The organism is Pedobacter jeongneungensis (genome assembly GCF_000633455.1).
Lineage (GTDB): Bacteria > Bacteroidota > Bacteroidia > Sphingobacteriales > Sphingobacteriaceae > Pedobacter > Pedobacter jeongneungensis_A.
In genome coordinates, this window is the sequence record NZ_AYMG01000006.1 from 17067 (window position 1) to 30374 (window position 13308).

General features: G+C 38.8%; 11 protein-coding genes. 6 read left to right on the forward strand and 5 right to left on the reverse strand.

The window, feature by feature from the left end; all coding sequences use genetic code 11:
* Positions 1–370 precede the first annotated feature (370 nt).
* Positions 371–571: a hypothetical protein gene (locus tag U859_RS0104950; protein ID WP_025142317.1), complete on the forward strand. Its 201-nt coding sequence runs from the start codon at positions 371–373 to the stop codon at positions 569–571.
* Positions 572–797: 226 nt separating this feature from the next.
* Here U859_RS0104950 and U859_RS0104955 read toward each other — a convergent pair whose 3' ends face one another.
* Genes U859_RS0104955 through U859_RS0104965 form a run of 3 tightly spaced genes read right to left on the reverse strand, consistent with a single transcriptional unit; the run spans position 798 to position 5781 of the window.
* A complete protein-coding gene (locus U859_RS0104955) occupies positions 798–2099 on the reverse strand; it encodes a PepSY-associated TM helix domain-containing protein (protein WP_025142318.1) in 1302 nt (433 codons plus the stop codon).
* Between the two features lie 32 nt (positions 2100–2131).
* Positions 2132–3373, reverse strand: coding sequence for a DUF4374 domain-containing protein (locus U859_RS0104960; RefSeq protein ID WP_025142319.1), 1242 nt, complete (start codon positions 3371–3373; stop codon positions 2132–2134).
* A 23-nt stretch (positions 3374–3396) separates the two neighbouring features.
* On the reverse strand, positions 3397–5781 hold the full coding sequence (locus U859_RS0104965; protein ID WP_025142320.1) for a TonB-dependent receptor: 2385 nt from the start codon (positions 5779–5781) through the stop codon (positions 3397–3399).
* A gap of 274 nt (positions 5782–6055) precedes the next feature.
* On the opposite strand from U859_RS0104965, the gene U859_RS0104970 reads away from it, so the two are divergent.
* Complete coding sequence (locus U859_RS0104970; protein ID WP_025142321.1) at positions 6056–6637, forward strand: DUF4142 domain-containing protein; 582 nt, start codon at positions 6056–6058, stop codon at positions 6635–6637.
* A 57-nt stretch (positions 6638–6694) separates the two neighbouring features.
* Here U859_RS0104970 and U859_RS0104975 read toward each other — a convergent pair whose 3' ends face one another.
* Positions 6695–7078, reverse strand: a complete 384-nt coding sequence (locus U859_RS0104975) for a LytR/AlgR family response regulator transcription factor (RefSeq protein ID WP_025142322.1) — start codon at positions 7076–7078, stop codon at positions 6695–6697.
* Between the two features lie 217 nt (positions 7079–7295).
* Positions 7296–7970: a hypothetical protein gene (locus U859_RS0104980; RefSeq protein WP_025142323.1), complete on the reverse strand. Its 675-nt coding sequence runs from the start codon at positions 7968–7970 to the stop codon at positions 7296–7298.
* 242 nt (positions 7971–8212) lie between these two features.
* On the opposite strand from U859_RS0104980, the gene U859_RS0104985 reads away from it, so the two are divergent.
* The 4 genes from U859_RS0104985 (at position 8213) to U859_RS0105005 (ending at position 12534) form a co-directional block, all read left to right on the forward strand.
* Complete coding sequence (locus U859_RS0104985; protein WP_025142324.1) at positions 8213–8431, forward strand: DUF6965 family protein; 219 nt, start codon at positions 8213–8215, stop codon at positions 8429–8431.
* A 111-nt stretch (positions 8432–8542) separates the two neighbouring features.
* Positions 8543–8746 carry a hypothetical protein gene (locus U859_RS0104995; RefSeq protein WP_025142325.1) on the forward strand — a complete coding sequence of 68 codons (204 nt, stop codon included), beginning with the start codon at positions 8543–8545 and terminating at the stop codon, positions 8744–8746.
* 502 nt (positions 8747–9248) lie between these two features.
* Positions 9249–11336 carry a phosphate acetyltransferase gene (pta, locus tag U859_RS0105000; protein ID WP_025142326.1) on the forward strand — a complete coding sequence of 696 codons (2088 nt, stop codon included), beginning with the start codon at positions 9249–9251 and terminating at the stop codon, positions 11334–11336.
* A 1-nt stretch (position 11337) separates the two neighbouring features.
* Positions 11338–12534, forward strand: coding sequence for an acetate/propionate family kinase (locus U859_RS0105005; RefSeq protein ID WP_025142327.1), 1197 nt, complete (start codon positions 11338–11340; stop codon positions 12532–12534).
* Positions 12535–13308 lie beyond the last annotated feature (774 nt).

The following is a 13308-nucleotide window of genomic DNA, read 5'->3' on the forward strand; positions in this document are numbered from 1 at the left end:
TCAAAACTCCGAAGTTGATTAACGGATTAATCCTACCAATAAACTGTATAAAAGATTGCTTCACACTGCCCACTTATCCCAATACTTCAGTTCGCAATGACGAATTGGACTATAAACTAACGGCCAGTGAAATTGCAAATGAACCAATAAGGCACTTAGCAATGTGCATTTGGCATCAGTTAACCGATTACCAATTTAAACATTTAACGCATTCATTAATCAATCGCTGTAGATAAATTGTCCTCTTCCTAACCATTGTTGAAAATTTTATAAGAATAAAACGCACTGAAATAGAACACTTAGCAATTTTTATTGATACAACTTGCAAAAAGAAGTTCGAAGATATGCCTTCAAATGATAATTTTGTGTTATGGCAAATACTAACGTTAGAAAATCAATCCAGAATAAGATCGAATCATTAGGTAAGGAAATCGAAACCTTACAGGGAGAACTAAAAAGATGGGAAAAAATTGCAGCCGATTATGAAACCAATTCGGAAAGCATTGATTTGATTTTATCGATACAATTACCTGAAAAACCTGAACCAAAAGCGAAAAAGGTGAAATTGTAAAGCATTAAAACAAATAAAACCCGGACGAAGATCCGGGTTTTATTTGTTTAAAGATTAAAAACCTTAAAAAGAAATCAATAAGAAAAGTCGTCATTCCCGCGCAGGCGGGAATCTTAAAGCCTTTTGCATTACGATCCCCAATCAACACGATAGCTATTGGGTTAGGAATAATAATTCTTATGGGATAAATTTCTCCCGAATGACGATTTCATTTAAGTGAGAAGTTTTATTCCAGCACCTCTTCCACCTTTTTTACCGGAATTTTAGCCCCCGGCTTAAAATTGGGCTTATTATTCCCTCCTTCAGTTAAAACAGGCTCTTTCTTCGCGGGTTTTTTCTTGAATTTCCTACCATACCAGATCAAAAAACCGGTTATTGGCAAACTTGCGCCAATTAGGGAGGCTAAAAAAGCCATCACCTTACCCGGGAAGCCTAAAATACTGCCAACGTGAATATCATAATTCATTTTTCGTAACTTTCCTCCAAAACCTGCTTCTTCGTAAGGTACTGCATAAACACCTTCGCGTTTAAACTCTTTTAAGGTATGCTGATCGAAAGTATAACCAATGTTATTATAAAACTGCCCTGTATTGGGATAAACCGTAATATTGATCGTGGCTTTTGCCTTTGAGGTATCAGGAAAATTATAGTAAAACCCCTGCGATTTCGGGTGACGGGTAATTACTTTCTGCCAGGCCAGGTCCATTGCTTTCTGTGGTGTATAAAATTTACCTGTTGCTAAAGAATCTGATTCGAGTCGTTGAAAATCACCTAGTTTTTCTCCACCAGAGGTTACCCAATATAAGCCTTCGCTGTACCATTTAATGCCATAAACCATTCCGGTTAAAGCAATAAAAAGAAGGAAAATTAAAGAATAAAAACCGAGTACATTATGCAGATCGAGGTTCACCCTTTTAAATGAGGCGCCCCATTTAATTTTGAAACTTTTATCTCGGGTTGATTTATTCCATTTTTTAGGGTACCACCAGATCAATCCGGTAATTAATAACACCACAAATATCATGGTTCCATAATTAACAATTGGCCTGCCAATGGCATAAGGTAACCACAAAAAGCGGTGACCATTAAGAATAAACCTAAAAAAATCTACCTCACCCTTTTTATGTACCACTTTACTGATCACTTCACCTGTGTATGGATTTATTTTCAGGCTTGTTCCACCACCTCTTCTGCCTTCATCTTTTTTACCCCTCAAATTTAAATTGATCGCCCTTCCTTGCTGATATTGCGCATAAGAAGGAATCTTTTCAGGGTAAAGTTTAAAAGCAATGGCACTCAGTTGTGATGGCGTGATAACAGGTTTATCCTGCTTTTCAATTTTGGTTTCAGGCTCCAGTAAACCTGTAATTTCTTCGTTAAAAACCCAGATACAGCCCGTTACACAAACAATAAGAACAATGATACCCGAAATTAGGCCAAGCCAGAGGTGAAGCCATTTATTGATTCTGTTAAATAACGAATCTTTATTTTTTTTCTTTGCCGGAGTAGTTTTATTTAGCATTGCCATTGTTCTGTTTTGTTAGGGGTGAAAGTTTTAAGTTAATATTGAAGGGCATTTATTGCAGTGATTGTTCCACCTTCAACCTTTAAACCTTTTTTTGCAGCTGCAATTTCTGCATCGAATACATACACATAACTTCCTTCGCTGGCAGTAGTGATCCCTATGTATCCTGTTTTGCCATCTTTTGGTGCATAATTATTAATCGTTGTTGTTCTGGTAATATCAGCAGGAATGCCGGTTACCCATTTAAAGCTTTTGCTGATAACATCAACCACAGCAAATTTTCTTGCCGTTCCTGCCAATGAATTGGGCTGTGGATACATTTGAAGGATAAATATGCCCTTACCTAAATAAGTCTGACCCGCGATATGGTGACCGCCAGAAACCTCCTGTACGTTAAAGAAATAGTTTTTATCAAATTCAGTAGTCCCTTTGTTAATGCGGATAACGGCCGATGGATTTTTAGAAGTGGGAACACCTGCATTGGTTGCCGCTGCAAATGAGAAAGCATAAGCATCACCATTATCTGTTTCAACCAAACCGTTTACAAAATAAGCACCGATATAACTCGTGCGGTTATCGCGGATTATTTTCTCTAATTTTAAATCAGGATAACTGTAAACCGCAACCCAGGAGCTGTCAGGGTAAGAGGTACCAAAAACATCTGGCGCAGCTCCTTTAATACTCATATAAGGCGCAAAAAGTTTTTCTCCAACCTGCGTTGCCCAGGTAAAGTGAGCCCTTTCTCCATTCCCAGCAAGCTTTACAATATTTACCTGCTGTTCACCAACAATCTGATACTTACGCGCATCGATCCTGAACATAGTCGCAAATTCATTTCCCGAACGGGGAACTTTGATGGTAAATACATCATCTTTCACAGGTGCAAACAGATGCACCGTTTCACTTTGAAAATTGGTCAACTTGCTTAGTTTTCCTGTACCATCCAGTCGGTATGAGGTTACAGCACCTGGATTTCCCTGTCCATACAATAAACTAAAAAAACGGTTTTTGTGGGTGAGGTAATAACGGTAAGATCCATCTTGTTCTATTCCATTACCTTGTGTGGTAATCATACCCGACTCTAAAGAGTTTGCGGTTAATAAATAATCTGCAATACCTGAAGTACCTATAGGCGTTGCAGAGATCACAAATTTGGTTGCACCGGTAAGTTCTGTGTCTACATCTACCACTTCCGACGAATCCAGCTCTTTATCACAGCCAGAAAATAGAATGATTAATGATAAGCTTAAAAAAGGTAGTATATATCTAGTTTTCATGTTATAATATTTTAAGGTTGCGGTTATCTGTTGTTGCTAAAAAAGTACCTTACTTTGGCATAAAAGGCCCTGCCCGGTTTTTGCAGTGAGAAGTTGTCGTAAATGCGGTTATCCAATAGATTTTTGCATTCCAACCCGATGTTGTATCTACCTCCGCCCAAAGTGTAAACGGCGTTTACATCCTGCATCCATTGTCTGGGGATATCATATTTAGTATCAGAAGTACCCTGGCTTGGCCACGATAAATAATAAGCGTGCACGTAAAGCACATTATAACCCAGGGTTAGGGTATTGCCTTTTTTACCAAAGTTGTTAAAGAAAAGCGATGCATCTGCATTCCCAAAAAGGTAAGGCATATTCGGAATCCGGTCTCTAAACAAAGGGCTTTCCATCGTTTGTCCTTGTTCAAATCGCGTATTATTTCGTAAATTCTGATAGGTTACATTAACACCAGCTGTAAATAACTGTTTGAATGAATACCTTACCTCAGATTCAAAACCGATATTAGTTACATCGGCCAGGTTGCCCATCACCTGCTTGGTTTGGTTGTTATTTAAAGATGGTCTGATAAAATCTTTCGCATCACGGTACATTACATTGCCATCAAAACTGAAACGGTGGATTTTATTTAATTGAGCCTGATAACTAAAACCTAAATTGTAGTTATTGCTTTGTTCGGGTTTTAGATCGATATTTCCTTCAAGATTTAATAAATCACCAAAAAGTTCATCGGTTTCCGGCAAACGGTAACTTTTTTCATAAGATGCCTTAACCTGTAAATTTGGGATAATAAAATAAGTAGACGCAATGCCATAACCCGTTTTACTATAACTGTTCTTTTGGGTTAAATAAGCTACATCACCCCAGTTACCACTTGGGTTATAACTTTGTGAGTACTTGTTAGATTGATAAAACTGTTTCGCAAATACCGAAGTGTTCCATTTTTCTGAAGCACTGTATTTATAGCCCAAACCCAGTACATTTTTGTTGTTAATGCGTGGCTGTTCGTATTTTTCAGCATCAGGATAAAGCTCATCAGCACCTTTTCTGTTAAAACTGTTAAACACATTATTTAACGATAATGAATGGTGCTCATCAATGGTGTAACTCAGGTTTGCAGTAGCCAATCCGTTATTGTTGCGAAATTTATACATCGAACGTTCGCGTTCGCTACCTGCACCAGGATATTCTTTATAATCCTGAAACCAGTTGTAACGGCGGTAAACCGTGTCGATATTCTGCTCAGTACCAAAATTAAAATTTCCGTTTACGCGAAGATCCAAACCTTTCGTAAATAAATCTTTTTTGGCGTATTTAACGGTAGGCATTAAAATACTACCCTTTCTGTGCCAATCGCCAAATACACTGATCATCCTTGCTCCTGTTTGTATTTCCGAATAGTTTTGTCCAACGGTAAGCCCGAACATCAACTGATCGGCAAATGATTTATTTACCACACCGGCACTGGCAATTAAAGTTTCGTTATGATAAGTATCATTGAAACGTTTAACCACCTGGTTTCTAAAATACTGACCGTTAAAAGCTGCCACGTCGGTGGTTACTTTATAATCATTATCAGAATAATTTTGGAAAGCGTTGATCTGCAGTTTAAAACCTGATGGAGCGGTATATCCAGCATTTATAGTCGTTTTATGCGTATTGAACGAGCCATAAGAATAAGAGGCATCCATATAACTTTTCATGGTATTATCGGTTACAATATTAATTGCACCACCCAAAGCATCAGAGCCCAACCAAACGGGAACTACGCCTTTATACACTTCTACACGCTGTGCAAGGTTAATCGGGATGTTATTGATCTGGAATGATGAACCAAAATTATCCATCGGTACCCCATCAATAAAAAACTTTACCTGCCGGCCCGTAAAACCGTTTAATGAAAAATCCATTCTCGAACCCAGTCCCCCGGCTTCTCTTACCCTTACGCCCGAAACGCGGTCTAAAGCATGAGAAATATCGAGCGTACTGTTATGCAGTTTCCTGGCATCGATGGAGGTAACATTGAATGCCTGACGGTTCACCTGCTGGTTAGCCGTGCGACCGATAACATTCAGCGTTTCCATCTGTTCTGATGATTCGTCCAAACTAAAATTGAAATTTGCAACCGCACCATCAGTTACCTTGATTTCTTTTTTCTGTGTTTTAAAACCGATTGCTGATACCTGAAGGGTATAATTACCAAAGGGAATATTCAGGATGTTAAAACTTCCTTTTTGATCTGTGATGGTACCATAATTGGTTTTGTGGATTTTAATCGTAGCGCCTGGGATGGGTTCGCCAGAACTACTTTTGATTTGGCCCGAAATGCTGGAGAGTCGATTTTGGGCAGAAGTAAAAATTACGCAGGCACATAGCATGCCCAGTAGCAAAATTTTCTTAATTTGCATGGCTTTTAATTAGAGATTAAAGGTGAGCCGGATTCCGGTTTTGCCACACGGGTCCGAACCGTGTGGCTTTCTTATCTGCCGCAAATATAGCCTCTATTTAGATCAAGTCCAAATAAGAATTAACCATTAGTTTGATTGATACACCTCTCCGATTGATCAAAATTCTTTAACCTTACTGATCAACTGAAGATTAGTGCCAATTTTCCTTAATAAAAAAAGGTTAAAACCCTTTTGCCTTAGTGCATGTTATTGATGTACAACAAAACCAATGTATATGAAAAAGTTAATTTATGTAATGGCCGTTTCAGCCTTAGCCTTTCAGGCCTGTGGTGGTGGAAATAAAGATGCCAAAGAAAGTGCCGATAGTTTAAACATGGCAAAAGACACCACTTCGAACGTTGCAGCCACGGGAGGAATTGCAGTAGATGATGCAGATGCTAAATTTACTACCCAGGCAGCTGTTGGCGGCATGGCCGAAGTAGAATTAGGTAAACTGGCCCTCGAAAAAAGCAGCAACGCACAAGTTAAGGAATTTGCAACCATGATGGTTAAAGATCATGGTATGGCCAATGCAGAACTTATGGCCATTGCAAAACAGAAAAACATTACCCTACCAAGTACAGTTGACGATGAGCATAAGAAAAAAATGGAAGACCTGAGTAAGAAAACAGGCTCAGATTTCGATAAAGCTTATGTTGATGCTATGGTTAGCGGACACAAATCGACCTTAAAATTGATGGAAGATGAATCGAAAGATGGTAAAGATGCAGATCTGAAAGCATTTGCCACCAAAACTGCTCCTATTGTTCAAAGCCACCTGGTAATGATCAACAAGATTAACGATAGCATGAAATAATTTATTCAAACGTATTAAATCTCTTCACTCATTTTAAGAGATTTAATACGTTATCTATTACCGGCTGTCTCTCCTCATAATATCTGTGATAGCCAAATTTATTTTTTCATAAGTAATAGGCTTAACGATAAATTTATCACAATAAACAGCAAAAGCATCCAATGCGTATTTTTCGTGGCCGGTAACAAATATGAGATAGCGGACATGATCTCGTAGCACTTTGGCCACATCAAGGCCTGAAACCTCCATCCCAATATCCAGAAACAGAATATCCAGGTCATTTATTTTTTTGATGGCCATAATGCCTTCAATTGGGTCGGTATAAGTAGCAATGGTAGTTAATTCGTTATTACGGGCAATAAAATTGCCTAAAATATCGATACTGAGCTGATCATCATCAATAATGATGCATTTGAGTTGAGCGGTATTAAATGGTTGCATTATTTAATATTTTTAGATAGTGTTGCCAAAAATATGCCTAATAGCTAATTTATTCTTATAAAATAATACTTGTAACCTTAATTCGAGTAGGAATAATCTTGATTTATATCAAAATATCTTCAAATTCAATGAAGACACTTACACACATATTAAATGTAATTATTAGCCTACAATACTGTATGATATAGTTCTACCGCAAATTTAAATGATTTGAGGTTTAAAATTCTGGCGGGGTATGCCAGTTAATGAAGGTTTTCCGGCTGATGATTTTTAGATAAGGATAATTTCCATTTAATTGTTTCCGTTGTTTTAGCTCATACAAAAAATGTCCACCTAAGTCTACAATTATTTTTGCGGTAGCTAAATACCATACACTATGTGGTTGTTTCCAGCAAAAAGAGTATAGATTAGAAGTCAGTTTGATATCTTTAAGCTCGGGATGATAAAAATTAAGTATTTTAGGATTGGCTATTCCTTGCGCTACCTCTGCTTTTCGCACCATAGAAAGGTGATCGGAATGGCAAAATTCGTAATCTGCCAGTTTAGGATCATCCACATCAGGCAGGTGCTTCAGGATTTTAAAACCTTTAAACTTTTTACCGTTTAATACCCAGATCAGGTTGGGATAAAAGGCTTCCCTACTCTGGAGTTCAGCCGCTGTAATCGGCGAATTCTGAAATTCTATGGTATAACCAGAAGGTGTAAATACATCAGCACGGTGGATGTCCGTATTTGCGGCATCGTAAAAGGCAATCTCCCTGAAGGAAGATGGGAAAGCCAGCTTCCAATCTCGGTGCCAAGCGGTTTCTTTACGGTAATACTCTTTCTTCAGCGCTGCAATATCAGGAACTTGAGCAGGAAGAATATCTTTTTTTATTTCACTGTTATCCATTCTATGCGGTTAGCATACACAAATCAATCTCTAAGGGAAAACAAATTTAAGCTAATTATTTTAGTACGGCAAGGGGTTGGGGCGGAGCGTTTGGAGTTTGGCGCCTAGTGAACCACAGAGAACGCAGAGAAAAGGCACAGCGCAGACAAAGCTGGGTTGATTTTTTTTGAAACTTTATCTTCGAACCTCCGACTTCGGACTTCCGACTATAAGACTAAGGACTAAATTACTAACTTTGCCTCATGACCATCCCAGAAATACAGCAATTAGAAGATTTTTTTGCCCAGGCCGGAAAGCAACAGGTGCCCATTTATCTTAACGAAGCTACAGTGATTACCGATTATGAACATTTTTTGGAAAGTCATTTAACGCCTTTAAAACTAAATCCGGAGGCAAAAGTGAATATTCCGATTATCCATAGGTTAAAAATGTTGAAACTTTTGATTGAGTCGAACGCTTAGAAATCAGGTCTTAAAATCAAGAAAAAATTTCCACATCCGTTTAAAACTTTTCTTTTTATAAAATTGTTCTCTTGTTGATTTTTGATCCCACACAAATTTTAACAACAACATATGGAAACCATTCTAACCGACGCTGATTATAAATTAGTCATCAACCGCATTGCGCTACTCTCTTCAAAACACAGCCTTTCTGCTATAGAAAATGAAGAATTAAATCAGTTAAGTGCTATGGCAATAGCGTACGAATGCAGAAGATATGATTTTACAATTAGTCAATCGTATCAAAACCGGCAAATTTGTCATCCTGAAAGATAATTTACAGTATAACAATCAACACAATAATATACGCGTAAAAATTCCCTGGGGCTAACATCACTTCTAGAGGAGTGCGAAACAATCGAAAACCCAAAGGATCAGCGAATCTAAATCTGTCAAGAAAGATCGCTCCACTCAGCTTTGCTTCGGTCAAGATGCCGACATTTCTATTTGAATCGATCAATTTGTCATTCTGAATGAAATGAAGGATCTATAAAAAGTAATTTAGCTACAAAATTCTATAGTTAAGGATTCATCATTGCATTCAGAATGACAAATTAATTATTAAGAATTATCTCCTATTTATTATTCGCGGAATATTAATCCCAGTTCTCATAAAAAAAGATTATTATCAACCCTTCAGTCGCAACCATTCGGTTTCGCAAATTTATTTTGAATTATTTTTACTGTCGCTAAAAACTTAACCGTCTTAAATTTTTAAAATAAATATTTCCAGCTATATTGGGCCTAATTGGTTATTGCTTTAATTGTTCCCTATTTTATGACTAAAAATATATACATCGCTTCGGCCGAACCCTATACCGGAAAATCAGTTATTGCTTTTGGAATGATCAATATGCTATTGGCCAAAACCCAAAAAGTAGGCTATTTTAAACCTATTATAGCACAAGACGACCCAAACCAGAGAGATGAACATGTAGAAGCCATGCTGGATTATTTCTCGCTTCCGGTTAAATATGAAGATGCTTTTGCTTTTACCCGGCAAGAAATGCTTCACCAATCTGAAGACAGCGGAGCCATCATCAATACCATCATCAGCAAGTATAAAAAACTGGAAGATAATTACGATTTCACGGTAATTGAAGGCAGCGATTTCCTGGGCGAAGGCATGGCTTTTGAATTCGAATCGAATGCTTTAATGGCCAAAAACCTGGGTGCCCCGGTATTGATCGTGGTATCTGGAAAAAATAAAACGGCCAGCCAGCTTTTTAAAACGGCCATTAATATTTACCGTAATTTCTTACTTCGGGATGTACAAGTATTAGGCGTAGTGGCCAATATGGTAAATCCGGAAGAAGCAGAACGTATCAAACAGGCCTTGACCAACCAATTACCAGCAGAACTGCTGATTGCGGTAATACCAACTGAAACCGGACTGCAAAGTCCTACCATGAAAGAAATTACCCTGGCACTGGGCGGCGAAGTGCTTTTTGGGGCCGAACTAATGGATAACCAGGTTGATAATTTTGTAACCGGCGCCATGATGTTGCCCAATTTTTTAAGGCATATTAAAGATAACCTGCTTATTGTTACCCCTGGCGACCGTGGAGATATTATTATAGGTGCTTTACAGGCCAATTTATCGGCCAATTACCCCAAAATTGCAGGGATTGTATTAACTGCGGGCAGTTTGCCGGATGAGCCTATCATTAAACTGATTGAAGGTTTACAAACCATCATTCCGATTATTGCCGTACAAAAGGGAACTTTTGAAACCACTACAACCATCGGGGGTATCCATTCTAAAATCACCATCGAAAATAAAAAGAAAATTGCCCTGGCGATTGAGCTTTTTGAAAAATATGTAGACATTAAAGCGCTTGACGATAAGATTATTACCTTTAGTTATCAAGGCATTACGCCACACATGTTCCAGTACCAATTGGTTAAATGGGCTAAACGGGATAAAAAACACATTGTTCTACCTGAAGGAAATGACGAACGTATTTTAAAGGCGGTTGAAAAACTGATTGCCCAGGATATTGTTGACATCACACTATTAGGCGATCCTGCTGAAATTATCAATAGTGTAAAACGACTGGGCCTGAATTTAGATGTAAATACTTTAAGGATACATGATCCTGCACAATCGACACATTATAATGATTATGTTGATACACTGCATGAGCTTCGCAAAGCCAAAAATGTAAACCTCGAAATGGCGAGGGATATGATGACCGATGTTTCCTATTTCGGAACGATGATGGTTTATAAAGGCGATGCAGACGGAATGGTCTCGGGCGCGGTACATACTACCCAGCATACCATCAGGCCGGCTTTACAGTTTGTTAAAACCAAACCTGGCGTATCGGTCGTATCTTCAATCTTCTTTATGTGCCTGCCTGAGCGTGTAGCCATATTTGGCGATTGTGCAGTTAACCCTAACCCTACTGCCCAACAACTGGCAGAAATTGCGATTTCATCGGCAGAAAGCAGTGCTAAATTCGGTATAGAACCACGTATTGCTATGCTTTCTTACTCATCCGGAACATCTGGAGAGGGTGAAGATGTAGAACGTGTTCGGGAAGCTACTGCAATCGTTAAAGCAAGACATCCGGAATTAAAAATTGAAGGCCCGATACAATATGATGCTGCTGTAGATCCATTGGTCGGTAAGCAAAAACTACCGGGATCTGAAGTGGCCGGAAGAGCAAGTGTATTGATATTCCCCGATTTAAATACCGGAAACAACACTTACAAAGCTGTACAGCGAGAAACTGGTGCATTGGCCATTGGCCCGATGTTACAGGGCTTAAATAAACCGATTAATGATTTGAGCCGCGGCTGCACCGTAGATGATATTTTTAATACCGTTGTGATTACAGCAATCCAATGCCAAGACATTTAATATGAACATTTTAGTCATCAATTCAGGAAGCAGTTCCTTAAAATATCAACTTTTTAAAATGCCAGAAAAGGCTCCTGTTTGCAGCGGCCTGGTAGAACGCATTGGCATCGAAGATTCGTTTATCAAACATACCGTTTATAGCAATGGTGAGAAGCACAGCATTGAAGAATCGGGCTTTATAGCCAACCATGGCGAAGGATTGAAGCAGGTTTTAGCTTTGTTAACCCAGGGCGAATACGCCGTAATTAACAGTCCTGATGATATAAACGCGGTTGGCCACCGTGTGGTACATGGTGGAGAGCATTTTACAGGTGCCACCATGATTACAGATGAAGTAAAAAAACAGATCAAAAAACTGTTTTCGCTTGCTCCGTTACACAACCCGGTGAATTATAAATGCATTGAGGTTGCCGAGCAGACTTTTGTAAATGCCAAACAGATTGCTGTATTCGATACCGCTTTCCATCAAACCCTGCCAGAAAAAGCTTATCGTTATGCCATTCCTGAATGGTATTATAAAGAACATGGTATCAGGGTATATGGATTTCATGGCACAAGCCATAAATACGTGAGCGAACAGGCCATTAAATGGTTAAATAAAGCTGAAACAAAAATCATTAGTATCCACCTGGGTAACGGCTGTAGCATGGCAGCAATTAAAGACGGAAAATCTATCGATACCAGCATGGGCTTCGGGCCTTTAAGTGGATTGATGATGGGAACGCGTTCAGGAGATATCGATCCATCGGTAATTTTTCATTTGATGGAACATTCGGGATATACCTTAGAACAATTAAGCACTTTGGTGAACAAACAATCAGGGTTATTGGGTGTGGGTGGTTCGAGTGATATGCGTGATATCAGAAAACTTGTAGATGAAGGAAATGCTGCCGCAGTTTTAGCCCTTAAGTTATATGCTTACCGCATTAAGAAGTTTATTGGCACTTATACCGCCATTCTGAATGGAATAGATGCTATTATCTTTACGGCCGGAGTTGGCGAAAATGACAGCAATATGCGCGAAGCCGTGTGCACCGAACTCGACTACCTGGGCATTGAATTAGATCCCACTCAGAACACAGCCTACAAAGGAGAACTGAAAGAAATTAATAGTGACAGCTCAAAAGTAAAAATACTGGTTATTCCAACCAATGAGGAATACGAAATTGCGCACCAGTGTTATGCGCTATCAAACTAATCTGGATTAATTTATGGTCGGTGAGTCACCGACCATTGAATAGAATATATTTTAACCACTACCTCCTCGGTCTGTGTCCTCACAGACCGAAACCATAAATCCTTACAACAAAACGTTCCTACTGAACGACACAAATAATAAATTATTTGCTACCCACCATGCGTCCCGCTGGGACGGCACATGTCATCAAAGTACAAAATCTCGAAGATTATAGACTAAGCCGTCTCCAAAATGGTTAAAATATTACCTTACGGATCTCTGAACCAGGCGATATTTGGTCCGCTCTATCCTAGGTTGTGTCCTCACAGACCGAAACCATAAATCCTTAACACCACAAAACGTTCCTACGTAACGACACAAATAATAAATTATTTGCTACCCACGATGCGTCCCTCTGGGACGGCACATGTCATCAAAGTACAAAATCTCGAAGATTATAGACTAAGCCGTCTCCAAAATGGTTAAAATATTACCTTACGGATTTCTGAACCAGGCGATATTTGGTCCGCTCTATCCTAGGTTGTGTCCTCACAGACCGAAACCATAAATCCTTACAACAAAACATTCCTACGGAACGACACAAATAATAAATTATTTGCTACCCACGATGCGTCCCGCTGGGACGGCACATGTCATCAAAGTACAAAATCTCGAAGATTATAGACTAAGCCGTCTCCAAAATGGATAATGCGTCCCACTGGGACGGCACATAGAATTCATCGTGCAATGTCATTAAAATAATTTAACTACAGATAAAAAGGATAAACGCAGATA